This window comes from Erythrobacter sp. THAF29, from assembly GCF_009363635.1.
GTDB lineage: Bacteria > Pseudomonadota > Alphaproteobacteria > Sphingomonadales > Sphingomonadaceae > Erythrobacter.
On record NZ_CP045392.1, the window covers coordinates 1,581,080 to 1,607,517 of the forward strand.

28 protein-coding genes are annotated in these 26,438 nt (G+C 60.3%); 16 read left to right on the forward strand and 12 right to left on the reverse strand.

Features of this window, described 5'->3' with window-relative positions:
- Nucleotides 1-133: 133 nt before the first annotated feature.
- Entirely contained in the window at nucleotides 134-1,405 is a 1,272-nt protein-coding gene (locus tag FIU90_RS07685) for a F390 synthetase-related protein (protein ID WP_152434247.1), read from the forward strand.
- On the opposite strand, the gene FIU90_RS07690 is transcribed toward FIU90_RS07685, so the two are convergent.
- The 6 genes from FIU90_RS07690 to FIU90_RS07715 form a co-directional block, all read right to left on the reverse strand.
- A complete protein-coding gene (locus FIU90_RS07690) occupies nucleotides 1,402-2,397 on the reverse strand; it encodes an aromatic ring-hydroxylating dioxygenase subunit alpha (protein ID WP_152434248.1) in 996 nt (331 codons plus the stop codon). The genes FIU90_RS07685 and FIU90_RS07690 overlap by 4 nt on opposite strands.
- The gene (locus tag FIU90_RS07695) at nucleotides 2,391-3,524 is read right to left on the reverse strand and encodes a GNAT family N-acetyltransferase (RefSeq protein ID WP_152434249.1); all 1,134 of its coding nucleotides are present in this window, start codon (nucleotides 3,522-3,524) and stop codon (nucleotides 2,391-2,393) included. The genes FIU90_RS07690 and FIU90_RS07695 overlap by 7 nt, the downstream gene beginning before the upstream one ends.
- Nucleotides 3,521-4,480, reverse strand: coding sequence for a hypothetical protein (locus FIU90_RS07700; RefSeq protein WP_152434250.1), 960 nt, complete (start codon nucleotides 4,478-4,480; stop codon nucleotides 3,521-3,523). The genes FIU90_RS07695 and FIU90_RS07700 overlap by 4 nt, the downstream gene beginning before the upstream one ends.
- 191 nt (nucleotides 4,481-4,671) lie before the next feature.
- Nucleotides 4,672-5,514, reverse strand: a complete 843-nt coding sequence (locus FIU90_RS07705) for an MBL fold metallo-hydrolase (RefSeq protein ID WP_152434251.1) — start codon at nucleotides 5,512-5,514, stop codon at nucleotides 4,672-4,674.
- The gene (locus tag FIU90_RS07710; protein WP_152434252.1) at nucleotides 5,507-6,499 is read right to left on the reverse strand and encodes an NAD(P)-dependent oxidoreductase; all 993 of its coding nucleotides are present in this window, start codon (nucleotides 6,497-6,499) and stop codon (nucleotides 5,507-5,509) included. Before FIU90_RS07710 ends, FIU90_RS07705 begins: the two co-directional genes overlap by 8 nt.
- On the reverse strand, nucleotides 6,493-7,500 hold the full coding sequence (locus tag FIU90_RS07715; protein ID WP_370515194.1) for a 3-oxoacyl-[acyl-carrier-protein] synthase III C-terminal domain-containing protein: 1,008 nt from the start codon (nucleotides 7,498-7,500) through the stop codon (nucleotides 6,493-6,495). The genes FIU90_RS07710 and FIU90_RS07715 overlap by 7 nt, the downstream gene beginning before the upstream one ends.
- Before the next feature lie 143 nt (nucleotides 7,501-7,643).
- On the opposite strand from FIU90_RS07715, the gene FIU90_RS07720 reads away from it, so the two are divergent.
- Nucleotides 7,644-8,774, forward strand: a complete 1,131-nt coding sequence (locus FIU90_RS07720) for a beta-ketoacyl-ACP synthase III (protein ID WP_152434254.1) — start codon at nucleotides 7,644-7,646, stop codon at nucleotides 8,772-8,774.
- Here the strand turns inward: FIU90_RS07720 and FIU90_RS07725 are convergent.
- Complete coding sequence (locus FIU90_RS07725) at nucleotides 8,735-9,835, reverse strand: phosphatase PAP2 family protein (RefSeq protein ID WP_152434255.1); 1,101 nt, start codon at nucleotides 9,833-9,835, stop codon at nucleotides 8,735-8,737. The two genes, FIU90_RS07720 and FIU90_RS07725, sit on opposite strands and share 40 nt — an antisense overlap.
- 129 nt (nucleotides 9,836-9,964) lie before the next feature.
- On the opposite strand from FIU90_RS07725, the gene FIU90_RS07730 reads away from it, so the two are divergent.
- Both FIU90_RS07730 and FIU90_RS07735 read left to right on the forward strand, forming a co-directional pair.
- Complete coding sequence (locus tag FIU90_RS07730; RefSeq protein ID WP_152434256.1) at nucleotides 9,965-10,717, forward strand: phosphatidylserine decarboxylase; 753 nt, start codon at nucleotides 9,965-9,967, stop codon at nucleotides 10,715-10,717.
- A gap of 64 nt (nucleotides 10,718-10,781) precedes the next feature.
- Entirely contained in the window at nucleotides 10,782-11,597 is an 816-nt protein-coding gene (locus FIU90_RS07735) for a phosphatidylcholine/phosphatidylserine synthase (protein WP_234029690.1), read from the forward strand.
- Here the strand turns inward: FIU90_RS07735 and FIU90_RS07740 are convergent.
- Entirely contained in the window at nucleotides 11,542-11,814 is a 273-nt protein-coding gene (locus FIU90_RS07740) for a hypothetical protein (RefSeq protein WP_152434257.1), read from the reverse strand. The genes FIU90_RS07735 and FIU90_RS07740 overlap by 56 nt on opposite strands.
- Before the next feature lie 326 nt (nucleotides 11,815-12,140).
- Between FIU90_RS07740 and rpsB the strand changes: the two genes are divergently transcribed.
- Both rpsB and tsf read left to right on the forward strand, forming a co-directional pair.
- On the forward strand, nucleotides 12,141-12,893 hold the full coding sequence (rpsB, locus tag FIU90_RS07745; protein WP_152434258.1) for a 30S ribosomal protein S2: 753 nt from the start codon (nucleotides 12,141-12,143) through the stop codon (nucleotides 12,891-12,893).
- A gap of 112 nt (nucleotides 12,894-13,005) precedes the next feature.
- Nucleotides 13,006-13,932: a translation elongation factor Ts gene (tsf, locus tag FIU90_RS07750; RefSeq protein ID WP_152434259.1), complete on the forward strand. Its 927-nt coding sequence runs from the start codon at nucleotides 13,006-13,008 to the stop codon at nucleotides 13,930-13,932.
- A 70-nt stretch (nucleotides 13,933-14,002) separates the two neighbouring features.
- Here the strand turns inward: tsf and FIU90_RS07755 are convergent, their stop codons facing one another.
- Nucleotides 14,003-15,070 (reverse strand): MBL fold metallo-hydrolase, encoded by a 1,068-nt coding sequence (locus FIU90_RS07755; RefSeq protein WP_152434260.1) that lies wholly within the window; start codon nucleotides 15,068-15,070, stop codon nucleotides 14,003-14,005.
- A gap of 93 nt (nucleotides 15,071-15,163) precedes the next feature.
- Here FIU90_RS07755 and pyrH point away from each other — a divergent pair, with 93 nt between their 5' ends.
- The 10 genes from pyrH to rpmE all read left to right on the forward strand — a co-directional run bounded on the left by pyrH (nucleotide 15,164) and on the right by rpmE (nucleotide 24,688).
- Nucleotides 15,164-15,886 carry a UMP kinase gene (gene pyrH / locus FIU90_RS07760; protein ID WP_152434261.1) on the forward strand — a complete coding sequence of 241 codons (723 nt, stop codon included), beginning with the start codon at nucleotides 15,164-15,166 and terminating at the stop codon, nucleotides 15,884-15,886.
- Between the two features lie 3 nt (nucleotides 15,887-15,889).
- Nucleotides 15,890-16,447, forward strand: coding sequence for a ribosome recycling factor (frr, locus tag FIU90_RS07765; protein ID WP_152434262.1), 558 nt, complete (start codon nucleotides 15,890-15,892; stop codon nucleotides 16,445-16,447).
- A 24-nt stretch (nucleotides 16,448-16,471) separates the two neighbouring features.
- A complete protein-coding gene (gene uppS, locus FIU90_RS07770) occupies nucleotides 16,472-17,191 on the forward strand; it encodes a polyprenyl diphosphate synthase (RefSeq protein ID WP_152434263.1) in 720 nt (239 codons plus the stop codon).
- 4 nt (nucleotides 17,192-17,195) lie between these two features.
- On the forward strand, nucleotides 17,196-17,921 hold the full coding sequence (locus FIU90_RS07775; RefSeq protein WP_234029676.1) for a phosphatidate cytidylyltransferase: 726 nt from the start codon (nucleotides 17,196-17,198) through the stop codon (nucleotides 17,919-17,921).
- 7 nt (nucleotides 17,922-17,928) lie between these two features.
- Nucleotides 17,929-19,092, forward strand: coding sequence for a 1-deoxy-D-xylulose-5-phosphate reductoisomerase (locus FIU90_RS07780; protein WP_152434265.1), 1,164 nt, complete (start codon nucleotides 17,929-17,931; stop codon nucleotides 19,090-19,092).
- On the forward strand, nucleotides 19,085-20,218 hold the full coding sequence (rseP, locus tag FIU90_RS07785) for an RIP metalloprotease RseP (RefSeq protein WP_152434266.1): 1,134 nt from the start codon (nucleotides 19,085-19,087) through the stop codon (nucleotides 20,216-20,218). Before FIU90_RS07780 ends, rseP begins: the two co-directional genes overlap by 8 nt.
- Before the next feature lie 203 nt (nucleotides 20,219-20,421).
- On the forward strand, nucleotides 20,422-23,166 hold the full coding sequence (gene bamA, locus FIU90_RS07790) for an outer membrane protein assembly factor BamA (protein WP_234029677.1): 2,745 nt from the start codon (nucleotides 20,422-20,424) through the stop codon (nucleotides 23,164-23,166).
- Nucleotides 23,166-23,855, forward strand: a complete 690-nt coding sequence (locus tag FIU90_RS07795; protein ID WP_152434268.1) for an OmpH family outer membrane protein — start codon at nucleotides 23,166-23,168, stop codon at nucleotides 23,853-23,855. Before bamA ends, FIU90_RS07795 begins: the two co-directional genes overlap by 1 nt.
- 22 nt (nucleotides 23,856-23,877) lie before the next feature.
- On the forward strand, nucleotides 23,878-24,357 hold the full coding sequence (gene fabZ, locus FIU90_RS07800; protein ID WP_152434269.1) for a 3-hydroxyacyl-ACP dehydratase FabZ: 480 nt from the start codon (nucleotides 23,878-23,880) through the stop codon (nucleotides 24,355-24,357).
- Between the two features lie 106 nt (nucleotides 24,358-24,463).
- Nucleotides 24,464-24,688, forward strand: coding sequence for a 50S ribosomal protein L31 (gene rpmE, locus FIU90_RS07805; RefSeq protein ID WP_007163702.1), 225 nt, complete (start codon nucleotides 24,464-24,466; stop codon nucleotides 24,686-24,688).
- Between the two features lie 73 nt (nucleotides 24,689-24,761).
- On the opposite strand, the gene FIU90_RS07810 is transcribed toward rpmE, so the two are convergent.
- From FIU90_RS07810 to FIU90_RS07820, 3 genes are read right to left on the reverse strand one after another with little or no spacing between them, the layout of a single operon-like run.
- On the reverse strand, nucleotides 24,762-25,301 hold the full coding sequence (locus tag FIU90_RS07810) for an MOSC domain-containing protein (protein WP_152434270.1): 540 nt from the start codon (nucleotides 25,299-25,301) through the stop codon (nucleotides 24,762-24,764).
- The gene (locus tag FIU90_RS07815) at nucleotides 25,298-25,621 is read right to left on the reverse strand and encodes a TraR/DksA family transcriptional regulator (protein WP_152434271.1); all 324 of its coding nucleotides are present in this window, start codon (nucleotides 25,619-25,621) and stop codon (nucleotides 25,298-25,300) included. The genes FIU90_RS07810 and FIU90_RS07815 overlap by 4 nt, the downstream gene beginning before the upstream one ends.
- A 2-nt stretch (nucleotides 25,622-25,623) precedes the next feature.
- Nucleotides 25,624-26,256: a 2OG-Fe(II) oxygenase gene (locus tag FIU90_RS07820; protein WP_152435758.1), complete on the reverse strand. Its 633-nt coding sequence runs from the start codon at nucleotides 26,254-26,256 to the stop codon at nucleotides 25,624-25,626.
- Between the last annotated feature and the right edge of the window lie 182 nt (nucleotides 26,257-26,438).

Genomic DNA, 26,438 nt, shown 5'->3' on the forward strand with positions numbered 1-26,438 from the left:
GTGTGGGGGAAGGTCTGTCCTTGGTCCAAGAACAGGATTGATATCAAAGCGTTATTTTTCCGGTTCGAATCAAGCCCTGCCACCATTGCCCTTCGATACTTGCTCGAGGCGATCAATACCTTAGTTTTGTCGAGTGAACTTTCGGCAAACACTCTTGGCCCTGCGCAGTTTTGCCGCTGCGCGTTGGCGGGCACGAAGGTTTCGCACCAGGTCTGATATCGAGAGATATCAGGCGCAAAGGCTTGCACAGCTTCAGTTGCACCTCTCGGCGAACGTTCCATTTTATCAAGGCGGCCGGGTCTATCCATTCACCGATCTGCCAGTGATCGAGAAAGCCGACCTGCTCGAAAACTTCGCAGAGATGAACATCGCCGGCATTACGCTCGGCCAGGTCCGCTCGGCAATCGCGGAAGGCGAAGAACGCATTGGCGGACACATCGTGGGACAAAGCACGGGGACGAGCGGCAATCGAGGCTATTACCTTATCAGCGAGGACGAACGGTTTGTCTGGCTCGGCACTATTCTCGCTAAGACGCTACCCGATGCCCTGTGGCGGCGTCACCGTGTCGCCTTGGCTTTGCCTGGCCTTTCTTCACTATACCGGTCTGCGACCACTGGTAGCCGCATTGCGCTCGGCTTCTTCGATCTCGCCGAAGGAGTTGAAAGCTGGGTGGAAAGACTGGTGGAATTTCAGCCTGATACGATAGTCGCCCCGCCTAAGGTTCTTCGTTGGCTGGCGGAGAAGGGCAAGCTCAGCGCCGCCAACATCTTCAGCGGTGCCGAAGTGCTTGACCCACTTGATCGGAAAGTGATCCAAGATGCGACCGGTCGGACCGTGCGCCAGATATACATGGCGACCGAGGGACTTTTCGGCGTTTCTTGCCCCCACGGCACGCTCCACCTTGCAGAAGACGCGGTGCATTTCGAATGGGAGAAGGTATCGCCCGAAAGCCCGCTTCGTATCCCGATCGTCACCGATTTCACCCGTCGTGCACAGGCGCTTGTACGGTATCGAATGAACGACCTGCTCGAGCTGGATGAAGAGCCATGTACCTGTGGGTCGCCCCACCAGGCGGTGAAACGGATCGAAGGACGCTCCGACGACATTTTCGAGCTTCGGACGGGTAGGGGGACACGATTGGTAACGCCTGATGTAGTGCGGAATGCAATCGTCGATAGCGATTCCGCAATATCGGATTTCCGCGCTTATCAGACAGGGCCCAACGCGATTGAAGTCCGCCTTGAAGGGCAGCTTCCCGAGGCGTTGGACAAGGCCGTGCTAGGAAGTCTCGTGAATGCCCTTCAACGCCTCGGCGCGGCGCCTGACATCGCGATCGAGCGCGGCATTGAGCCCGTCTTCGACCGCAAGCTGCGCCGGGTCGAACGGCGCTGGAAGGGCGATTAGAGTTCCATCTCGATACGCTCGGTCCGATCCGGGCAATCCCTGCCATGGGCATGGGCCCAGATGGCCCGGGCAAGCACGTCGAGGGGACCAATTTCGTAGCCATCAGCCCCGCGATTTTCTTCCTGCAGGGCCAACATCCGGCGGTCTTGCTGAAGGATTGGCCAGTGAAAAGCCTTGAGCGCCGCGCGCTTGATGAAACCCGGGATGAACCCTTTCTTCGAAGCGAAATGCGCGAAGGGACGCGTCAGGCCCACATCAACCGGACTGAATGCCACGGCAATCGAGAGAAAATCGCCTTTCGTGTTCTCCAATCGCACTTCGCCAATGGTCGGGGGCCATAGGCGGCCGATACTTCGCGCTCGTCGACCTTCGAGCAGCGCGGGTAGAAGCGCGGTGTTGCGGCGTTCTTCGGTGTAGAGCGCCTCACCGCCCCAGGGTCCTGAGCGAATCTCGACGTCGACCCTGCGGCGTTTTCCCGGCGAGCGGACCAGCCATGGGTGAAGATAATGAGGGTGAGCGGGATCGAGATGGTTTTCGAGCGCATCGAGCACCCCTGCCTTGGAAGGCTCAAGAACCCACCAGAACGGGTCGAGCGAGGTGTCATGCATTTCCGGTGGCAATTGCGGGAAGGGGGGAGGGGCGTGTGCAAGGCTCGTCCAAACCAGTCCGGCCTCCACTTTCACGGGAAGGGATGATGCGGACACGTTGGGGCAAGTCTTTGCGCCCGGTACCTCGATGCAGCGTCCTTCTGAATTGAAGCGCCATCCGTGATAGGGGCATGCGATCGCGCCATTCTCGATCCGGCCTTCAGACAAAGGCGCACCCCGGTGCGGGCAGCGATCGCGGAAGACTGCAACTGCGTCGTCCGAGCGGAACAATGCGAGTCTTTGCCCCATGATGGTCGCCGCGAGCGGTCGCTTGTCACCCAGCTCGTCGAGCGTGGCAACGGGATGCCAGCCCTCGGCAATCGCCTTCGGCCATTCCGCTACCATCCCTGCTTCCTCATCATCGGCACCATGATCGTATCGAGCAGTCGCGCAAGGATCTGCAACCCCGTTCGCCTTCCAAGTGACAAGTGACCAGCGTGGACCGCCATGTATTCGATGACCGGACGCGCGCCGCGATTGCGCTTGAACTCGCCTGCCCCGGAAGAACTGTGGAGGCGCAAACCTCGTTCCATCGCGTAGTCGGAGAACATGAATGTTGCGATCCTGTAGAGCGCATCCTTTTTCGGGCGCGACAGGTCGTATCCAAGCACCGGCACCGTCAGATATTGCCCTCGCACAAGCATTCCCGCGACCGCCATGATTGTGCCGTTTTCGTCGCGTGCGAGACGATAGCGCAGCAAGCCCGATCGCGCCGTTTCGGCCATGAACTGCGCGGTGAAAATCGGATTGAGCGGCGAATAGCGGCCTACATAGAGCTGGTGATAGAGGTCCGCGATCCGCGCCGCATCGGCGGGACCAAGGGTTTCCAGATCTTCAACTGTCAGACCCGATTTGGCGAGCGCCCGGCGATCGTTTCCATAGTCGTTACGCGGACGCCAATCGCGTTCGAGATTTTCCGTGACCCATATTTGGCGCGAGGGCAGCAGCGTCCATCCGTCGGCCTTCGCGGCGTCGAGCAGCTGCGGGCACGACCACGGATCGAGCGAGCGCAAGATCAAAAAGTGCTCCGGGAAACGCCTAGTGAGAACTTCGCGAATCTGCGGCAGACCCTTCCCGTCCCAAGTTCCGTGCAGGTTCGTGGAAAGCAGCCAGTTATCGAGATGGACCGCCTGGTTGATCCGGATCGCGCGCAGCATCCGGTCGAGCAGGTCGAGGGCGCCATGCGCCGCCCGGCGCAATCTCCTGATCCCGACAATGTCGATCTCGTCGCGGGCATAGAGCACGTAGGCGCTGTGAGGACTTGCGACGTAGGTGCGGCCATAACCGCCATCATCGATAGTCACGGGAAGCTCGCGTTCCTTGTTGCGTATGAGAGCCACCCGCGAGGTTGCGTTGCTTACGAATGCCGCTGTGCCCGATGCGCCAAGCGCTGAAGCAAACCGGGCAGCTTTCGTTTGGCTCGCGGCGATCGCGGCCAAATCTTCGATCAGAGCGGGTTCTGTCCCGTTCACGCCGGGATCTCGCCGTCCCACTCGATGTCGGCCGTTGTTGCCGATGCCGGTGAGCGCCGCGCCTTCATTGCCTGCATGGCGAACCCGGCCGCATCGCGCACGCAACCGAGCGTGACGCGCATTCCTTCCCCTCGCGCGATGACATCGCTCGACCGTCGCCAGTCTTCGCGCAATTCACTGAAGCGCCCTGAGGCGACGGCGGTTGGCAAGCCGATGAGCGCCATTGCCGGGGCCATGTGACGCAGGACCCCCGCTTCGGGCGAGGGACAGCTCTCGCCCTCGACGATCGCGCCACCGAGCGCGGCGCTTGCATCAAAAAGGTGAATCCCGCTGACGCTTCGCGGGTTGCATTCGATGGGATGGGCGACCCCATCGGCATCGACAATCAGGTCGAACGAGAGCTGACCTGTGATCCCGGTCGCCGCTCCCACCTTCTCGGTTACTCGGCGGATAGCAGGCACATCGACCGCTTCGATCAGAAAGGCGGCGGCATGGCCCTTGCGCCAGCGGGGTCTGTAGGCGGCAAAGGCCGTTATCCTGCCGTCATGTAACGCGGCCCAGCTACAATACTCTTCGCCGATCATACGCTTCTGCGCCACCCAGCGCCGCTCCTGCGAAGGGCAAATCCGGGCAATTTGGCGATCTGATGGGGCAATAACGGTGTGGGATGCAAATCGGGAATATTCCGGCTTGAGCACGAGCTCGTCGCGCGCAAGAGGCAGATCCCTGACCGTTATGGGTCGATCGACAGTGATTGTAGACGGAATAGAGAGACCGATTTCAGCGGCAAGATCGGCGAAACGTGCCTTTGAATGCAGCGTCCGGAGGAGATCGATGTCGGGAGCATAGAGACTCTCGGAAAAGCCCTCACGCTGTGCTGCGATAGCCAGCCAGAAAACCTCTTCGCAGGTCGGGATGACCTTTCGCGCACCTGTCCGCTCAATCAGCATTGCCATCGTGCTTGCGAAAGCGTTGAATTCATGTCGCGGGGGCGGGAGACGGTGAAACGGGAACCTCGGTCTCATCGCGCGAGCCGCGTGACTTCGTGCGCTATCGGCGAAATGGACCTCGAACCCCGCCGCCCGGCATGCCCGTCCCAGGTCCTGTGCGACCGGTGCCCTTGCACCGGTGATGATGACCGTATCGCTCACTCGCCTTTGCGCGCCTCTGCGGCTCGTTCGGGACAGTGGCAGGGTGTCAGCCGAATGTCGCTGTTGCGTTTCCACAGGTGATGGAGGCTGCCGAGCGTCGTGCGGACGCGCGCAGTTTGACCGAGAAAGCCTGAAGTTATTGCAGGCGGCGGGACGTCGCGCCGGATCGCATCGAGCGACCACGCCGCATCGGCAACGAGGAAATGCAGCCCGTGGCGCGCATCGTTGAGGACGAGTCCCCAATGTCCGGGGCAGTGCCCGGGTAGTTCGACTGCGATTAGCGAGCCGTCTCCCAAAAGGTCGGCACCCCGCTCGAACGGGTGGAGATCGGGCGAGAGGGGTACCGAGGCTGCTTCCTCGAAAAATCGTGCCCGCTCGCCCATGTCACCCGGAATGAGAGAGCGAAGTATTCCCCGTCTCGTGCTCATCAGGCGATTGCCTTTGTGCGCATCCTCCAGTCCGGCGCGCGCGCAATGGATCGCAGCATTCGAGAAACGATGAAGTCCCGCGATGTGATCGCCATGAAAATGCGAGAGGATCACGTGATGAAACTCGGATGGAGCATATCCTAGCTGCTCGCACTGGCTTGCAGCATCACGGCCGGGCTTCAGGTCGACAGGTGTTGCCCAGCGGTAGAAACGTTCGGGGAAGGGCTCGGTCGCGGCGAGGAAAGCTGGATCATATCCGGTGTCGAACAGGATCGGTCCTTCCTCGGGATGGACAATCAGCATTGCGAGCGCCGGGTAGTCGATTGCGCGCAAGCTGCCGTCTCTGATCGTCATTCGCTGCGGATGGCTGCACGAACCCGTGTCGAGCGCAATTGTGGTGACTTCACGCATGACGCATGTTTTCCAGCGCCCACTCGATTGACGTGAGAGGCTCGTGCCGGGGCGTCCAGCCTAGTGATCGCTTGGCCGCGGAGAGGTCGAATGTCTGTGACCAACCAAGCACAGTTGCACTGTAAGCAGTGAGGGGTGGCTCGGGGTATCCCGGCAGAAGTTTTGCGGCACTTTCGATTGCACGTCCAGCAAACCGGGCGACCCGGCGCGGGACGGCAACTATGCGCACGTCCCTGCCGAGCAACTCGAATACCTTTTCGGTGAGACTACGCACCGGCAGGCCGACGCCGCCCGAAATGTTGAATGCCAGACCCGAATTGCTCCCGGCAGTGCGCGCGGCGGCGATGAAAGCGTCTGCTGTATCGCGCGCATCGGTAGGCTCGATCAGCGCGCTTCCACCAGCGGGCAGCGGCAATACCCCCTTGTCAGCGGAACGAAGCAGCCTGGGAAGCAGCGCCGTATCGTAAGGCCCGAGAATTGCACGAGGCCGCAAGGCCACGGCGCTGAAATCGTCCGATGCGGCTGCTAGAACCCCCCGTTCTGCCGCGAACTTGGTGCGCGCATAGTGATTTGCGAACCTGCTCGGCAGCGGTGTCGCTTCGGTAAGTGCCATTTGGTCCGACGGGTGGGTGTAAATCGAAGGGGTTGAAGCAAAGACAAAGGTGCTGCATCCACTCGATCTCGCGGCAACCAGCAATCGCTGAGTGGCAGTTACATTCGCCCGTTCGAACGCTTCTCGCCGCCCCCAAGGCGAAGAAAGTGCCGCCAGGTGAAAGATTGTCGCTACGCCAGCGGTGATTGGCTCGAGGGACTCCGTGGCGAGGTCGCATCCAATGAACTGCGCGCCGGTTTCCGCAAGTTCAGCCCCGATATCCACCCTTCGCCCGGTCGCACGGACCTCATATCCGAGATCGATCAGGCGCTCGACCAACACTCTGCCGAGTCCCCCGGTCGCGCCGGTTACAAGGATCGGTCCGCTCACCATTCGATTATGGCTCCCCCCAGAGAAATGCCTGCTCCGCTACCGATCAGCAGACCGCGATCACCGGAAGAAAACAAATTGCGTTTGCGTGCGACGTGAAGCGCATAGGGGAGGCTCGCCGCGATCATATTTCCGCAATCGGCATAAACGTCGATCGTCTTCGCCGCACCGTCAGGAATGGCACGCTTGAGGTGTTCGAGCGCCGATGCGCTCGCCTGGTGCGGTATAACCTGTGCTATCTCTTCTGGAGAGGTTTCAGCATCGGCCAGAAGGTCCGCAAGGAAACCCGGAAAACGGCGGCTCGTGGCGCGGAATACCGCATGCCCGTCCATCGCGAACTTTGATCCAGCGAGAAATGCCTCGGGATCTTCGTCGAGCCGCAACCGCGTGCCACCGGCCTCCAACCGGCAAGCCCGTTCCGCCTCACCAAAGGTGGCAAAGCGGTGGGCAAGGCGAGTATGAGGCCCGCTGGCATCGAGCGCGAATGCGGCTGCACCGTCACTGAACAGCACAGACGCCTCGGGATCGGAATAGTCGAGTGCCGCAGTGGCGATGTCTGACGAAACGATGAGCGCTCTTTCCCACTCGCCAAGAGCGAAACCGGCAAGCGCGCGATCCAGCGCGATAAGAAATGACAGGCAGGTCGCGTTCATGTCGAAAGCGGGAATGCCGCTCTCGCCCAGACCGAGCCTGTTCTGGATCAGTACGGCAGTGCTCGGGATGGGCTGTTCCATGACGCCGCAAGCGCCAATGATCACGTCGATGTCGTCCGGCTGCCACCCAGCTTCGGCAAGCGCATTTTCCGCCGCCCTTGCGCCCATGAACGAACTTGTCTCATGCTGCGCTGCGTAGCGCCGTTGCGTGATAGCGAACTTTCCTGAGACTGTTCCGGGGTCAAGCCCCGCAAGGCGATCGAGTTCTGATGCTGGAACCACGCGTTCCGGCAGATATGCGCCGCTCCCTGCTATCGCGAAGTGTATAGCCCCTGTTCGATCCCGTCCCACGCCTTCAATGTAAGTCGCTGTTGTGACGGATCAATATTTCATGGCTTAAACACAGGGAGTTCTCCAGAGCCACGCGTGCTCTTGCGAGGGCGACGGGAGGACAGTATTGCCCGCAGCCCCAATCAGAGAGAGCCTTGCGCATCATGCAACTTACCCATCGTCCCGTCATCTCCTCCACCGGCCTGTTCACGCCAGAACAGTCGATCACCAATGAAGAGTTGGTGGCGAGCTTCAATGAGTTCGTCGATCGCCATAACGAGAGGAATGCCGAGGCGATCGAAGCGGGAGAGATGGAACCGCTGCAACATTCCTCGGTCGAATTCATCGAGAAAGCGAGCGGGATCAAGGCGCGTCACGTGATGGCGAAAGAGCCGATTCTCGATCCGGACATTATGGCCCCGCGCTGGGAAGAGCGTTCGAATGAAGAACTGTCCATTATGGCCGAAATAGGGGTGAAGGCGGCCACGCAGGCGCTCGAACGGGCGGGGCGGGAGGCCGAGGATGTCGACGCAGTGCTATGCGCCGCATCGAACATGCAGCGTGCCTATCCCGCCATGGCTATCGAGATCCAGCAGGCTCTCGGCATAGACGGCTTCGGCTTCGATATGAACGTCGCGTGCTCTTCGGCCACATTCGGTATCCAGACTGCAGCGGACTATGTGCGCGCCGGCAATGCAAAAAGCGTCCTGGTTGTGAGCCCCGAGATCACTTCGGGCCATCTCAACTGGCGCGACCGTGACAGCCACTTCATCTTTGGCGATGTTGCGACTGCGGTGCTGGTCGAGGATGCGGCAATCGCACCGGAGGAGCACTGGGACATCCTCAGCACCAAGCTCAAGACCGTGTTTTCGAACAACATCCGAAACAATTTCGGCTTCCTCAACCGCGCACATCCGGAAACCGCCGACAATCCAGACAAACTCTTCGTCCAGGAAGGACGAAAGGTGTTCAAGGAAGTCGTGCCGATGGTCGCACAGATGATCGTCGACGAAGCGGAAAAACTCCAGATGGATCCTGCCACGCTCCGCCGCCTGTGGCTGCACCAGGCAAATGCCGGGATGAACCGGCTCATCGCGCAGCGTGTTCTCGGCCATGAGGCGAATGACGACGAAAGCCCCACGGTGCTCGACACCTACGGCAATACATCGAGTGCGGGCTCGATCATCGCCTTTCACAAGCACAGCGAAGATCTTGCTGCTGGCGATACGGGTCTGATTTGCAGCTTCGGTGCGGGCTATTCGGCGGGGACGGTATTCGTGCGCAAAGTGGCCTGACGTGCGAGAAACGCGTCCCACGCTGCGATGAGCCGCTTCGAAGCCCACCAGATTGCCGCCACCGCTAACAGCGACACCAGCCCATCTACCGCATAGTGGTAGGCGAGGTGGACGCTGCTGATCCACGTTACGAAAAAGAACACGCCGAAGAATACGCCCCATCCGGTATGGATGCGGCGCACCGCGATCCAATAGAGGAACGCGATCGCGCAGTGCATGCTCGGCATCGCGGTGATCCCGCTGCCCAGGCCATTATCCGCGTTGGCGTAGCGCTCGAGCAGCATCTCCTGCACCGGCAGTACCATGATCGGCACCTGCTCGTTCGCAGCGTATAGGTAGGCCATTTGCGCATCGAACGCCGGATTGCCGAGCATCGGGCCGACAAAGCACGGTCCGACCGAAGCGAGCCACGTTGCCATCGCTCCTCCAATGAGGGCCCAACTCAGCATGTAGGTCATAAAGAACTGCCGCCGAAGCTGGCTGTCGATGCGGCCATACACGAAAAACATCACCCCGGGATAAAGCAGCAGAAACCAGAGGTGATACAGCAGGGCGAGAAGAGCCGTGACGACCGGGTAGCCAAGGACTGGCTGAAGCACCTGCCATGCGTCGTAGCCGAAAAAAATCGCCCGATCCCACTCGATGAAAGTCTGGTCCCAGGTGTAATCGTTGAAGAGCGGAATTGCGGCCTTCATCTTCGAGAAAAACGGCAATACGACGATCGCGATCGCCAGCAAGGGAAGCCCCGCCGCGATCTTTTGCCACAACAGGCGGTCTGAATAGCGCTTTTTGAGAAAGTCGACCGGACTTTTGGGGCGTTCACGGCCGAGCTGCCAGGCTGCATCGACGATAAGAAGGACCATTGCGAACAGCGCGAAGAGACGAGCATTCGCAATGATCCCCGATACGCTTGGGTTGATGCCGCGGACCATGAGCAGGCTGATGCAAAGCGTCATCAGCAGCAGGCCAACAACGTAGATCGGCGCTTCACCCAGCCACCTGCGAATTGAGCCCGTCGACGTACCGGCGTCGATTTCGCTGATTGTCGCGGTTTTCGTCATAGGGCCGCGAATTATGGTAAATAGATTACTAGACGGTGAAGACCGGATGCTTCGCAATAGCGACTGCGGCAGGCATTACCCTCGATCGGTGGCTTGCTAGCGCGCGAGGTGCTGCCTACATGCGGGCACATGGCTGGAGAAATTCTAGATAACAAAGGTCGCGGCGAAGCTGGCTGGAGCTGGCCGCCGATTCATCCTGAGGGTCGCAAATACGGTGTGATCGCGGTTGCGATCAGCCTTGTACCGCTGCTCATTTTCGATTGGGAGATCATCGGATGGCCGCTTTTGCTGCTATCGATTGGCGTCTTCGCGTTCTTTCGCGATCCCGAAAGAGTGGTGCCTCAGGCTGAAAACAGCATCGTTGCGCCGGCCGACGGCGTCGTTTCGCTCATCACCACCGTGGAGCCGCCGACGGAGCTGCAGGTCGATGATGGCTCGGGCTTTGCAGGCCTGCCGCCCGGGCCGGTCACCCGCATTTCGATTTTCATGAGCGTGTTCGATGTCCATATCAATCGGGCTCCGATCGCAGGGACAGTACGCCGGCTGGTCTATATCCCGGGCAAGTTCGTGAATGCGGATCTCGACAAGGCGAGCGAAGAAAACGAGCGCCAGCATCTGCTGATCGAACGCGCCGATGGGGTCGCAATCGGTTTCACTCAGATTGCAGGGCTCATCGCGCGCCGGATCGTACCGTTTGTCAAACCGGGAGACACCGTTGCCAAGGGTCAGCGCGTTGGCCTGATCCGCTTCGGTAGCCGGGTCGATGTCTACCTGCCCGCCGGCACAGATCCCAAGGTCCTGATGGGGCAGCGCTGCATTGCCGGTGAGACCGTGCTAGCCGAATTAGGCGCGCAGGGCCTTCTCGAAGGTGTGTCGCAATGATTGCCGGGCGCGCACTTTGAAAAGGCCAACCTTTCGCAAGCCGCAAGGTCTGACCGGTGCACGCATCGGGCCCAAGGCCTCGGAGGGCGATGAGGCGGAAGCCACGGGAACGCCGCGCGCGCTCACGCTTCGTGCGATGTTGCCCAATGCCATCACAGCCGCTGCACTTTGCTCTGGATTGACCGGCATTCGCTTTGCAGTCGAGGAGCAATGGTCGTACGCGATCCTTGCCGTGATCCTCGCCGGCGTACTCGATGGAATAGATGGACGCATAGCGCGCTTGTTGAACGCGCAATCGCGTTTCGGGGCGGAACTGGACAGTCTCGCCGATTCACTCTCTTTCGGGATGGCCCCGGCGCTCATCCTCTACATGTGGTCGCTCAACGAATTCGAGCGGTTCGGCTGGTTCGCCGCGCTCGCCTTTGCCATCTGTTGCGCGCTGCGGCTGGCTCGGTTCAACGCCCAGATCGATGTCGATGACCAGCCGCACAAATCTGCAGGGTTCTTGACGGGTGTGCCCGCGCCCGTTGGAGCGGGGTTGGCGTTCACACCTTTCTATCTCTGGAACGAGACCGGTATCGAAGCTTTTCGCGACCCGATCGCGCTGACGATCTGGGTGAGCGCGATCGCCGTTCTGTTGATCTCGAACATGGCGACACTTAGCTGGACTGCGATGCGTCCGCGTCGTGGGATTCGTCTTTGGGTGATCGCATTCGTTGCGCTCTTGTTCGCCGCGCTACTGTTGGAGCCATGGTGGACCCTCACCGCAATCAGCGTGGGCTACCTGCTGCTGATGCCTTACGCGCTGATGAGATATGGCAAGATCAAGCGGCGCCGAGCGCGTGAGCGGACGAGCCCATCCGGCGGGGCAGACGCGTAGCATACGGGCGCGCGGCTGACGGCTGGCGCCGCTCCGCAGAGGGACGCAGCCGCACGAATTCAGCATCTACCTGAGGGACAAAGCCTGCTGCAGCGAGAGCAGCCTGACGCTTCAGCGATGCGTGCGCGCTGCGGGCACGGAGCCAGAAATCTGCAAGGGCAAGAGCGGTCGCGATGGTGACGACCGCGAAAAGCGTCGTGAGAGTGAATGCGATCATTGTCATGTTCCTTCTCATCCCCCCGCGGCCACAAAATGCTGGACCGCCTAAGTAAGTTCCCGTACCACGTTTGTTCTATATCTTATGTTCTGTATTTGTTCTCTTGCGTCAAGCGGTAATTTCAGCGGCGCGGCGATTTTCTCGAAAAAGACTGGATTTCTGCGGGCAGCATCGCTAAGTGCGCGGCCTCGCTGGAGACAGGTGTGCATTCCGCGCGCTTCGAATCGGCGAAATTCACATGGAAGGCGCTTCATACCGGTGCCGCACGCGGGATCTCCGCCAGCGGTTCCATGCTTTCCAGAGGAACAACCGGAAAGGAATTACCTATGGCGGCCACTACCGTCACCATGCAGCAATTGATCGAGGCCGGCGCTCACTTCGGCCACCAGACCCACCGCTGGAACCCGCGGATGAAGCCGTATATCTTCGGTGCCCGCAACGGTGTTCACATCATCGACCTGTCGCAGACCGTGCCGCTCTTCGCGCGCGCTCTCGATTTCGTCGAGCAGACTGTCCGCGCAGGCGGCAAGGTCCTGTTCGTCGGCACCAAGCGTCAGGCGCAGGAGCCGATTGCCGAAGCAGCCCGCGCCAGCGGCCAGCACTTCGTCAACCATCGCTGGCTGGGCGGCATGCTCACCAACTGGAAAACGATCTCGCAGTCGATCAAGCGTCTCAAGACCCTGGAAGAGCAGCTTTCGGGCGACACCAGCGGCTTCACCAAGAAAGAAGTCCTCCAGCTCACCCGTGAGCGTGACAAGCTCGAACTCTCGCTCGGCGGTATCCGCGACATGGGTGGTATTCCGGACGTCATGTTCGTGATCGACGCCAACAAGGAAGACCTCGCGATCAAGGAAGCGGCTGTGCTCGGCATTCCTGTGATTGCGATCCTCGACACCAATGTCGATCCGACCGGCATCGCTTTCCCGGTTCCGGGCAACGACGATGCGAGCCGTGCGGTTCGCCTCTACTGCCAGGCTATCGGCGACGCGGCGAGCGCAGGTCGCGGCGGCGCGGTTGCGGATTCGGGCGAAGACGTTGGCGCAATGGCGGAACCTCCCGCCGAAGCAGCTGACGCCTGAGTCGGCCACACCGTTTCGTAGCGAGCGTCAATCGCTCGTCACAATCCCAGATTAGAGCGCCGGGCAACCCCAAAGAGGGCCCGGCGCCAACATTCATTCAAAGGAATTGAACATGGCCAATTTCTCCGCTGCTGATGTGAAGAAACTGCGCGAGATGACCGGCGCCGGCATGATGGACGCCAAAAAAGCTCTCGAAGAGTCCAACGGCGATATCGAAGCAGCGCAGGACGCGCTGCGCGCCAAGGGACTTGCTGCCGTCCAGAAGAAGTCGAGCCGTACTGCGGCCGAGGGCCTCGTCGGCGTCGCCGTCGAGGGTAGCAAGGGCGTGGCTGTCGAGGTCAACTCGGAAACCGACTTCGTGGCAAAGAACGACCAGTTCCAGGACTTCGTTCGGAAGACCACGCAGGTCGCTCTCACTCTCGACAGCGACGATGTCGAAGCTCTGAAGGCTGCCGACTATCCCGACGGCGGCACCGTTTCGGAAAAGCTGACCAGCAATGTCGCGACTATCGGTGAGAACCAGCAGGTTCGCCGCATGCAGACCGTTTCCGTCTCGCAGGGTGCGGTCGTTTCCTACGTCCACAACGCGGCTGCCGAAGGCCTCGGCAAGATCGGCGTTCTCGTTGCTCTCGAAAGCGACCTTGGCGCAGACGTGCTCGAGCCGTTTGGCAAGCAGCTTGCCATGCACATTGCCTCGATGTTCCCGCAGGCTCTGAACGCCGAAGGTCTCGATCCCGAAGTGATCGAGCGCGAGCGCAAGATTGCACAGGAAAAGGCTGCCGAAAGCGGCAAGCCCGAGCAGGTGCAGGAAAAGATGGTCGAAGGCGCGATCAAGAAGTACGCGAAGGAAAACGCGCTGCTCAGCCAGATGTTCGTGATGGACAACAAGACGAGCGTTGAAGACACTGTCGCCAAGTTCGGCAAGGACAATGGCGGATCGGTGGTGCTGAAGGACTATGTCCGCTTCCAGCTCGGCGAAGGCATCGAGAAGGAAGAAAGCGACTTCGCAGCGGAGGTTGCCGCTGCTGTTGGTGGCTAAAGCCTTGCAGCCTCGAATTCACGAAAGGCCGCCGGGCGAAACCTCGGCGGCCTTTTGCATTGGCATGACTCTAAAGCTCCGTCTTGGTCTCGATAGCTTCGCTGTCGGGTGGGAACGAGAAGACCATCCCATCTTCTCCGACCACGATTTCACCATCAAACCTTTCTTCGGCGTCGCCAAGAAACGCCGGATAGAAAAACGCGCTGGGGATCGGCGGAACTAGGTGAGAAAGGACCAGTGTCTTCACCCCTGCAATCTGGGCGCTTGCGGCCGCTTCTTCAGGCGAGGCATGGTAGTCGAGGATGTCGCGCGTGATGGTCGCGACATTGTCATTGCCCGCCTGTTCGAGCGCCGTGGTGAGGGTGTCCACCAGCTTTGGCTGAAGAGCATCGTGGACCAGCAGGTCTGCACCCCGCGCGACATTCTCGAGCTTGGGCGAACGTGCAGCATCGCCGCTGATGACGAGGGAGCGACCGCGATAGTCGAAGCGATATCCGACCGCGGGTCGAACTGGATCGTGGTCGACGCGGAAAGCGGTAATTGCGAGGCCGTCACGTTCGAGCACCACGACTGGCTCCTCGCCGATCTCGAAGGGGCGGGCGATCAGACCTCCGCCAGTTTCCGGCACGATGTTGGCGCCGTGATGCGCCACGCGGTAATCGTGATCGAGAGCATAGGCCTGGTTGAAGCCCTCGACCAGTGTCTCCAGCCCTTGGGGACCGACGACTGGCAAAGGCGCGGTCTTCGTCCCTTGGGTCCAATAAAGCAGCGCCAGCGGTCCGATTCCGTCGACATGGTCCGAATGGTAATGGGTCAGCAGCAGCGCATCCACCGAGGGGATCGAAAAGCCCATAAGGTTGAGGTTGCGCGCGCCGCCTTCGCCGATATCGACCACGAATGCCTGATCGCCGGCGACGACGAGATTACACGGTCCGGCACGATCGGGGTTGGGGAGGGGCGAGCCGGTCCCGCAGAGGAGGAGGTGCAGCCCTTCTCCGAATGCGAGATCGTTCTGGACGATACGTTGGGCCGCGACGCTTTCGAACAAACGCTGGCCGATCGAGCGCTGGAAAACCAGGACTAGCAACCCGCCTAATACCACAAAGCTCAGCAGGCCCAACGCAATCCATTTCCTCATACTGGCATTCCCCCTCGTCTTTCCCTTTGCGCCCGTGCGGGAGCATGTCTAAGGGAAGCCGCAGTTTCAACTCCAGCGGGAGCTTCGACACTCATGGCCCTACCCGAAATCAAGCGCGTCCTCCTCAAGCTTTCGGGCGAGGTTCTTATGGGCGAGCAGGAATACGGGATCGATCCGGCCTACGTCGCGCGTCTCGCCGAAGAGGTGAAAGCCGCCAAGGAGACCGGCCTCGAGGTCTGCCTCGTCATTGGCGGAGGCAACATTTTCCGCGGAGTGGCAGGTGCGGCGCGCGGGCTCGACCGGACCACCGGCGACTACATGGGCATGCTCGCGACTGTGATGAACGCTCTCGCTATGCAAAACGCATTGGAGCAGCTCGGTGTGCAGACCCGCGTGCAGTCGGCCATCCCGATGTCCAGCGTGTGCGAGCCCTATATCCGACGCCGGGCGGAACGGCACCTCGAGAAGGGGCGGATCGTGATCTTTGCGGCAGGCACCGGCAACCCGTTCTTCACTACCGATACCGGCGCCGCGCTTCGGGCTGCCGAGATGAATTGCGATGCGTTGCTGAAGGGCACAAGCGTAGATGGGGTTTACGATAGCGATCCCAAGAAAAACCCCGATGCAAAGCGTTTCGACACAATCACCTACGATAAAGTCCTGTCCGACAACCTTAAGGTTATGGATGCAACCGCAGTTGCGCTTTGCCGCGAGAACGACATTCCGATAGTGGTGTTCTCGATCCGCGAACGAGGAAACGTCGCCACCGTCCTTTCGGGCGAAGGCACGCAGACGATTGTACAGAAGGAAGCGTAAGCCATGCCGCAATACGACAAGGCAGATATCGAGCGCCGGATGAACGGTGCCGTCGAGTCGCTGAAGAGTGATCTTTCCGGTCTTCGCACCGGCCGCGCAAACACCAGCCTGCTCGATCCGGTGCAGGTCGAGGTCTACGGCGCGATGATGCCGCTTAACCAGGTGGCGACAGTCAACGCGCCCGAGCCAAGGATGCTTGCGGTGCAGGTCTGGGACAAGTCCAACGTCACAGCCGTCGAAAAAGGCATCGCGCACGCCAATCTCGGCCTCAACCCGATGACCGACGGGCAGACGATCCGACTTCCGATGCCCGACCTTACCGAAGAGCGTCGCAAGGAGCTTGCCAAGCTTGCAGGCCAGTACGCAGAAAAGGCGAAGATAGCGATCCGCAATGTCCGCCGCGACGGGATGGAAGACCTGAAGGCCGACGAGAAGAAAAAAGAAATCTCGGAAGACGAGCGCAAGCGGCTCGAAGACGAAGTTCAGAAGCTGACCGACAAGTATGTGGCCGAGGCCGACGAAGCGGCTGCGAAGAAAGAGCAGGAGATCCTGACCCAGTAAGCGGGTTCAGGCGGGGGAGAGCAGATGGCCGAACGGCCCGCCCAGTCGGACGCTCAATCGCATACACGCGATCCATCACGGGCGCGCCATGTCGCCATCATCATGGATGGCAATGGACGCTGGGCGAAGAAGCGGGGGTTGCCCCGTTCGATCGGGCATCAGCGCGGGGTGGAGGCGGTTCGCAGGCTAGTGCGCGGCCTCGAGCCGATGGGTCTCGACTGCCTGACGCTCTATGCGTTTTCCTCCGAGAACTGGAAGCGCTCGGAAGACGAAGTCGACGACCTCATGAACCTCATGCGCAAGTTCATCAAATCGGACCTGCCCGATTTCGTCGCGAACGATGTAAAGCTCAAAATCATCGGTGACTGGCGGGCGCTTGCTCCGGATATCGTCGAAATGCTCGAAGATGCGCTGGCGCAGACCGCCAATGGTACAAAGCAGCTTGCGGTTGCGCTCAATTACGGGGCTCAGAACGAGATCGCGCGTGCAGCGGCAAAGGCCGCTGAGAAGGGCGCGATAACGCCCGAGGCCATCGAGGCTGAACTCGACACCAGCGACCTGCCGCCGCTCGATCTGTTGATCCGCACGAGCGGCGAAATCCGCCTGTCCAACTTTCTCCTCTGGCAATCGGCCTATGCCGAGATGCTCTTCGTCGATACGCTCTGGCCCGACTTCAAACCCGAGCACCTGGCGCAGGCGCTGGACGATTTCGCCCGTCGGGAGCGCCGCTATGGAGGACGCTGAACACGTGTCCAAGAGGCAGAAGGTCAAGCAGAAGGTGTCGGCGTTGTTCGACCTTCGCGAGCGTTTCATATCGGCAATTGCCATGGTTGCGATCGTGTGCGCCGCACTCTGGCTCGGCAATTGGTGGTGGATCGGCCTCGTCGTCCTGATCGCTGGCCTTGTTCTGTGGGAATGGAACCGGTTGGTCGTGGCATTCGATATCTCACCGCTCGGACAGGTGGTATGGCTGTTCTTCGGAGCGGTCTATGTCAGCGCGGCGGCTTTGGCCTTGATCCAGGTCCGCATCAGCTATGGTCCGCTAGAGACTTTGATCGTGTTTCTCGCTCCTGTCGTAGCCGTTGACGTCGGGGCGTATTTTTCGGGCCGTGCGATCGGAGGTCCAAAAATCGCGCCATCGATCAGTCCGGGCAAAACGTGGGCCGGGCTGATCGGCGGCGCGCTCGGTGCAGGATTGCTCGGACTTGGGATAGAGATTGCCGATTACGGCCCCGCCGCCGGGGGTGGATTCGAATGGCTCAACATCGCCACGGCGCTCATTGCGGGCGCGATCATAGCAGTGGTGGCGCAGACGGGCGATTTCTTCGAGAGCTGGATGAAAAGGCGCGCGGGAGTAAAGGACTCGAGCAATCTGATACCGGGGCACGGCGGCGTTTTTGACCGGGTGGACGGCTTTCTCGCCGTCTACTTCGTGCTGTTTATGGTTGCAGTGATCCCGAATTTGCTCGGATAATGCGCGAATGACCCGCTCGATCACCATTCTTGGCGCCACAGGTTCGATCGGCGCCTCCACGCTCGATCTTGTGCGTCGTAATCCGGACGAATGGCAGGTCGAGGCGCTTACGGCCAATTGCTCGGCGCTCGAACTGGCGAGGCTCGCGCGGGAGTTTGGCGCGAAACTCGCCGTAGTCGGCGATGAAACCTGTCTCGACGATCTACGGACGGCGCTTGCCGAAACCGACATCGAAGCGGCGGGCGGCGCGCAAGCCCTTCGCGACGCTGCCGCGCGCCCGGTCGACATGACCGTTGCGGCTATTGTCGGGTGTGCGGGGCTGGGTCCTGTCATGGCGGCGGTGGAGCGCGGCGGGACTATCGCACTCGCCAACAAGGAGGCGCTGGTTTCGGCAGGCGAGGTTCTCACTGCCGCCGTCGCGAAACACGGCGCGACGTTGCTTCCGACCGACAGCGAGCATAACGCGATCTTCCAGTGTCTCGTTGGCAACGACCTTCAGGAAGTTGCACGGATCACACTCACCGCCAGCGGCGGACCCTTGCGGACGTGGTCGACTGAGCAATTGAAGGCGGCGACGCCAGAACAGGCTGTGGCGCACCCGAACTGGTCGATGGGCGCGAAGATCAGCGTGGATTCCGCGACGATGATGAACAAGGGGCTAGAATTCATCGAGGCCCACTATCTGTTTCCGGTCGGCCTCGAACGACTGCGCATCGTGGTGCACCCGCAAAGCGTCATTCATTCGATGGTTGAATATCGCGACCGCTCTACGCTGGCCCAGCTTGGACCTTCCGATATGCGGGTGCCCATTGCGTCATGCCTTGCGTGGCCCAAGCGGATGGAGACGCCGCTCGACCCGCTCGATCTGGCAGACATTGGTGAGCTCACTTTTTTTGCACCTGATGAAGAGCGTTTCCCGGCCACCCGCATCGCACGCGAGGCCATCCATGCAGGCGGGTCGGCTCCAGCGATCCTAAATGCTGCGAACGAAATCGCGGTTGCTGCGTTTCTGGAGGGTCAGATTGGGTTCATGGGAATTACTGCAGTGGTAGAAGACACGCTCGCCCGGTCTAGCGCCGCCTCGCCGCGCACGCTCGAAGACGTGCTCGCGATCGATGCGGAAGCGCGGCGCAGTGCCCAGCAATCCCTAGGAAGCAAAGCTCTTGTTTGAATCGCCCCCATTCTGGATGTATCTCGTCGGGTTCCTGCTGGTCCTCGGACCGCTCATCACCCTTCACGAACTTGGACACTATCTCGTCGGGCGCTGGTTCGGCGTCGAGGCAGAAGCGTTTTCGATCGGCTTCGGCAAGGAAATCTGGGGGCGCACGGACAAACGGGGCACACGCTGGCGAATCTCGGCCCTTCCGCTCGGCGGTTATGTGCAGTTCAAAGGGGATATGAACCCGGCGAGCGTGCCCGATCCTGACGCGCCGAAAGAGGCTGGCAGTTTTCAGGAGGCTGCGCTGTGGAAACGCGCACTGATCGTTGCGGCCGGTCCGATCGCCAATCTTCTTATCACTATCGCCATTTTCGCCTCGATCTTCTCGATCTACGGCAAGCTGACGATCGTCGGGGCCGAGGATTCCCGGACCGCAGGTGAGTTTTCCGAAACCTCGGTTGCGGCTGCGGCGGGTATGCAACTGGGCGACACGATCATCGCGATCGACGGAGATCCGGTCGAGGACTTCGAGGACATCCGCTCGCGCGTCATGATCTATCCGGAAAAGGAAATGGTGATCACTGTCGATCGCGAAGGCGAAATAGTCGACATACCCCTGGTCACCGAACGCGTGGAAGTCACGGACGCATTCGGAAATACGAGCGTTATCGGGCGTCTTGGGGTCGGTCCATCCGGCGGCGAATATGTCTTGGAAGAGGTCAGCGTACTCGAATCCGTCCCGCTGGCGGTCACGCATAGCTGGGATGTGCTCGGCATGATGCTCACCGGACTGAAGCAGATCATCCTTGGCGAACGCTCGATCAAGGAGCTCGGCGGCCCGATAAAGATCGCCAAATATTCGGGCGAGCAGCTGAGCATGGGGCTGATCTCGTTCCTCAGCTTCACTGCGCTGATTTCGCTTAATTTGGCATTCATCAATTTCTTGCCAATCCCTGCGCTCGACGGCGGCCATCTGGCTTTCTACGCAGCAGAAGCGGTGCGCGGAAATCCAGTCGGTCCGGTGGCAACCGAATGGGCCTATCGAACGGGAATACTGGTCGTGCTGGTCTTCATGGTGGTTGTCACGGTGAACGATGTCGCCTCGTTGTCCTTCTTCGGAAGGCTGTTCGGCAGTTAGCCGGTGAAAAGGAACGGACGAACCGGGAATCACCGGGGACTCCGCTTGATTGCCAGGGCTGCTTGGGGCAGAGGCAGTTTCGGACCGATGAGGGCCGTACAGAAACGCGCCGCCAACATGAGGTGTGATCGCACTTCCGGTGCGTCAAAGACGGGTAAGACGGGAACTAATACTCCATGAATCGACGTGAGCAGAAGGGCAGCATGGCTGTCACACCCAAGGCTTACAACCGGGCGAAGACGCTGGCTGCCGCGCTGACAGGGGCAACGATGCTGGCCGGCGTGCCGTACTCGGCGCTGGCTCAGGACGAAGGGCAGGAAGCGCCCGCTACTACGGCTCAGCCAACACCGGCGCCTGCACCCGCACCCGCGCCCGCTCCCTCGGCCAACATCATTCGCTCGATCAGCGTTGCGGGCGCCGAACGTCTCGAGCCGACAACGATCCTCAGCTATATCCGTCTGCGCGTCGGGCAGGAATACACCTCGGTCGCTGCCGACGAGGCGCTCAAGGATCTTGGCGCAACCGAATTGTTCTCGAGTTTCTCGATCCGGAATGACGACGGTAATGTCGTCATCACAGTGACCGAGAACCCGGTGATCAACCGCATCGTGCTCGAAGGCAACGATCGGCTCGATAACGACAAGATCCTGCCCGAGATCAAGCTTGCCCCCCGCCAGATTTTCACCCGTTCCAAGGTCCGTGCTGACGTCGCCCGCATTATCGAGCTTTACAAGCGTCAGGGCCGCTTCGCCGCCGTGGTCGAGCCAAAGATGGTTCAACTGCCGCAGAACCGCGTTGACGTCGTGTTCGAAATCACCGAGGGGCCGAAGTCGAAGGTCCGCCAGATCAACATCATCGGGAACGAGAAGTTTTCCGATGGCGAATTGCGCGGCGAGATGGTCACGAAGCAGGCTCGCTGGCACCGCTTCTTCAGCTCGAATACGAGCTACGACCCGGATCGACTGGCCTTCGACCAGCAGAAGCTGCGCCAGTTCTACCTGACCGAAGGCTATGCCGACTTCCGCGTCGTTTCCGCCGTGGCCGAGCTTACGCCGGACCAGGAAGACTTCATCATCACCTACGTTGTCGAAGAAGGTGAGCGCTACAAGTTCGGCGATGTCGAGGTTGAGAGCCAGCTGCGCGATTTCGACAGCGACGTAATGAGCCAGGGCCTGCCGATGCAGACCGGCGACTGGTACAACGCGAAAACGGTCGAGGACACCGTCGAGCAGCTGACCGAGCTCGCAGGCCGGTTCGGCTATGCCTTTGCGGACGTGCAGCCGCGCTTCACCCGCAACAAAGACGAACTGACGATGGATATCAATTTCATCCTTCGCCAGGCACCGCGCGTCTATGTTGAGCGGGTCGACGTTAACGGCAACACGCTGACGCAGGACAAGGTCATCCGCCGCGAATTCCGTATTGCCGAAGGCGATGCATTCAACTCGCTTGGCGTCCAGCGCACAACCGCTCGCATCAATTCGCTCGGCTATTTCCAGGAAAACTTCGAGGTCAACCAGGTCGAGGGTAGTGCGCCTGACCGGATCATTCTCGAAGCCAATGTCGAAGAGCAGCCGACTGGTGAGTTGCAGTTCTCGGCCGGATTCTCCTCAATCGAGCAGTTCATTCTTGCCGGCTCCATTCGCCAGCGCAACTTCCGCGGACGTGGCCAGACCATTGGGCTGAGCGTCAATTACTCGCAGTTCTCGCGTTCGGCGCAGGTGAGCTTCACCGAGCCATATGTCTTCGATCGCAATATCTCTGCGGGCGTTGATATTTATCGCCGCGATTTCAGCAGCTTCAACTTCCGCAACCGCGATCGCAACACGACCTTCGAACAGGCGACGACCGGCGGCGCGATCCGGGTGGGCGTTCCATTGACGGAGTTCATGTCGGTGGTGGGCAGCTACACGCTGAACTATGACGAGGTTAGCCTCGACGAGAGCCTGTTCTTCTCCGACGTCGATGGCGACGGCGTTCCCGAGTGCGATCCGCTGCTCGCCGGTCGATTCCTGTGTGACGCGCTTGGTAACCGGCTGAGTTCGATTCTGGGTGTCAGCCTCGCCTACAATTCTCTGAACTCACGCCTTCGCCCAACGCGCGGCCTGAGCTTCACGTTCAGCACGGAGTTTGCGGGTCTGGGCGGCGATGTGCGATACCTGCGCGTCCGCAGCAAAGCACAGCAATTCTGGAACCTTGCAAATTCCGGCTTCATATTCTCGCTGTCAGCAGAGGGCGGCACGGTGTTGCCGCTGCAGGATCGCGCCGGTGCTGGTGTCGATGACGTCCTGCTCACCGATCGCTTCTTCCTTGGCGAACCGCAGTTCCGCGGCTTCGACATTCGCGGCGTTGGCCCGCGTATCCTGACACAGCCCTATGTACCAGACGAGAATGGCGATCCGGTTCCGATCACCGACCGCGACTCGGTCCGCGACGATTCGATAGGTGGCCGCAACTACTATCTCGCGCGCGCCGAGCTTGAAATTCCGCTCGGAACGGGTGCGCGCGAACTGGGGCTGCGTCCCTCGATCTGGGTCGATGTCGGGGCGCTCTGGGGCGTGGAAACGCCAATCCTGCAAGATAATCCCAACGGGATCCAGAATGTCGATGCCGACGGCAATCTCGTATTTATCGAGCGTGTTGCCGCTGTCGATGACAATGGCGATCCGGTCCTGGACGGTAACGGCAACCCGGTCTTCAACAACGTTGCCACCATCAATCCGATCGCAGCCGATGGGGTGACTGCCAACACTCCAAGTATCCGCGCGAACAGCGCGATCCGCGAGGTCTTCCTCGGGAACTCGCCCAGCCCGCGCATCACCGCGGGCATCGGGGTAAACTGGAACTCGCCATTCGGGCCGTTCCGCATCGATTTCGCCCAGACTATTCGCAAGGTCGAGGGTGACGATGACAAGACATTCACGTTCAACGTAGGAACTCAATTCTAATGAAATCTCTTACCAAATTGCTCGCACCGGCTGGACTTGTGCTGGCCGCCGTCGCCGCGACCGCACCTGTTGCGGCTCAGGCCCAGGGTGTCGCCACAGCCGACGTCTCGCGCGCGATCATCCAGACCACAGCGCTCCAGACCGCATATCAGCAGGTCAATTCCACCTACGCGGCGCAAATCGAATCCCGTCGTGCAAAGCAGCAGGAGCTTTCCACGCTGCTTCAGCCGTTCGACAGCAACGGCAATGGACAGCTTGAAGAAAACGAGCTTCCCGCAGTCCAGAGCTCGCCCAGTTTCGCACAGGTGCAGACCCTCGAAAGCGAGATCGCGTCAATCTCCGGACAGGTGAACAACGCTCGCATTTTCGCCGTCGAGCAGATTCTTGCACAGTACCCCGCAGCGCTGCAGGAAGTCGCCGCGGCTCAGCAAATCCGGATCGTGCTCCAGCCCGATGCGGTTCAATTTGCAGGCGAGGGTGCCGATCTAACGCCAGCGATCACCGCGTCGCTCAATACCAAGGTTCCGTCCGTGAACATCACCCCTCCGCAGGGCTACCGCCCGAGCCGCCAGGGCGCGCAGGTGTTCCAGGAAATTCAGCAGACACTACTCGCCGCGCAGCTGCTCCAGCAGCAACAGCAGGCCGCCCAGCAACAGCAGGGCAACCAGCAAGCGCCGCAGGGCCGCTAAAAGCGATATACGGGGGCAGGGCATGAGCGAAGAAGCCACGACTTCGGAACCGATCACGGATTACGACATCCACAAGGTTCTAAAGGCCCTGCCGCACCGTTATCCGCTGCTTCTCGTCGATCGGGTGAAGGAGCTTCACCTGAACGAACGCATCCATGCGGTCAAAGCCGTGACGATGAACGAGGAGTTCTTCCAGGGGCATTTTCCAGGCGCTCCGATCATGCCGGGTGTGCTGCAAATCGAAGCGTTGGCGCAGGCTGCAGCGATCCTAGGTATCGAAACTCTCGAGCTTGCCGGGACCGGTAAGCTGGTGATCTTCATGGGTATCGAGAGTGCCAAGTTCCGCGCTCCCGTGACACCGGGTTGCCTGCTCGACCTCGAGGTCGAGTTCCTCCAGCAGCGTCGCACCATCTACAAGTTCAAGGGCAGAGCAAGCGTCGAGGGCAAAACGACCTGCGAAACCGAGTTCACCGCGATGATCGCCGATCCGCCTGAGGGTTGACAGACGTACAACGCTTGCAATTTCCGCCGACGCCGTTATGTGCGCGGCTTCTCCGAAATCATAGCAACGCCGGTCGGAACCGGCGCACGCTCAAAAGGAACAAGTCATGAAAGCCGAAGGGCATCCCGAATATCACATGATCACGGTCAAGATGACCGATGGTACCGAGTTTCAGACGCGCTCGACCTGGGGCAGCGAAGGCGACACCCTGTCGCTCGACATCGACCCGACGAGCCACCCGGCATGGACCGGCGGCAAGCAGCAGCTTCAGGAAGGCGGCCGCGTTGCAGCCTTTAACAAGCGCTTCGGCGGGCTCAGCCTCAAGAAATAAGCCGTAAAGAGCTTCGCAGAGTTCGCTCTGCAAGGGGAAGGCGGGCCGACGGGTCCGCCTTTTCCATTTGCGGTCAGACGCGTTCGAGCGGGATATGCGGTCCCTTCGGTGTTTCGACGGCAATAGCGTCTCCCCGTCTGATATCTCCCCCGTGCAGGGCAACTGTCATGATGCCGGCTTTGCGGACGATGCCTTCCGGCGTTTTGACCGCCACCATTTTGAGCAGGCCCGGGCGAAACGCCTCTATCTGGCTGCACGGGTTGCGGAGGCCCGTTACCTTGAGAACGACGTCCTCTCCAATATGCAGTAGCGCGTATCGACTGAGCGAGAGGAGGTCGATGCCATGTGTCGTGATGTTTTCGCCGAGGTCGCCGGGCGCGATATCGAATCCCGCGCTCGCAAGGCCATCGAATAACTCGGAATGGATCAGGTGAACCTGCCGAAGGTTGGGCTGGTCCGGGTTCACGTGCACACGCGATAGGTGCTGTACTCGCTCCCCTGCGTGGGCGTCCCCATCGACTCCGATGCCGGCGACGATAGTGATCCTATCGGTCGGTTTCTTGGAGAAACGATGCTCTCCTGACGAACAGACTGCGACGACGTGGCCTGTCACGCCGCCTTTGCGCAATCGATACAGCGTGTTGCAATCGGGCGGGCTTCGAGCCGCTTTCGGTCGATTTGCTTTCCGCACTTCGCGCAAATGCCATAAGTGCCATTCTCGATCCGGTGGAGCGCAAACCTGATCTGCTGGATCTCCTCGCGAAGGACCTCGTCGACTCCCTCGAGCGCTTCGTCATCAGCAAGGTCGATTGCCTGTTCTTCCCAGTCCTTGTCGAGCGGATGTCGCAGGTCTTCCTCGATCTCTCCAGCCCGTTCCATCAGATCCGCGAGGCGGGCTTTCAGCTGCTCTGCAATGTCTCTGTAGTCACTCATAATCACCCCCAGGGCCGTTCGCGATACCACTTGGTTATCACATATTTCAGCCCCTTGCGCACTTTCATCGCGTGGTGGAGCGTATTCACGTTACCGCTGCCGTCGGGATTGCGGTTGTTCCAACCGAGCAATTTGCCGCGTTCGGGCTGGATCGTCTTTCCCACCGGTTTGAACCGGGTGGCACCGCCAGCTTCGACATCGTTAAGGTAGATCATGAAGGTCCACGTGCGCTGGCCCGAAACGCTGCAGAACTTCTCCCAGTCGGTACCGTCGGGATTGAACCAGTCGGTGTGCTGTTTGAATTCCTGCCCAACCTCGTATCGTTGCCCCTGAATTTGCTCACCATGCGCGGGGTCAATCCCGGTGAATTCGTCGAGCATCCGTTCAAGCCTATCCACCGGCTCGTCTTCACGCGATAGGTCGCACGTCTCGCTGGTTCGAAAAGCTGCATCGCCGTTGTAATCGGCCAGCGTCGACGGGCGGCGGTTCCTGTCGATCAGCGCGATTAACTCATCGCAATGCTCTGCCGAGAGGAAGCGTGACTTCACGACCATTTCGATCTTGGGAGATGGCACCCGTTTGACGCCTTGGTGGGCGCGCAAGAATTCGATTGAGGAATCACCGGGTCCGGCCATGATTTCGGGATAGCTGCGCGATTCTGATCGGCCAAGCGTCGGGATCAGCCTTGGGTAATAATCTTGCGCGATTGGCATTCCTGCGCAGTTTTCGCTTCCCATTCGCGATGCTTTGTGCAACAGGCTCGCGCCGCCTCACGGCAGCCTTGACCGGCAGCGATGGAGGGCTATCACGCCCCCCT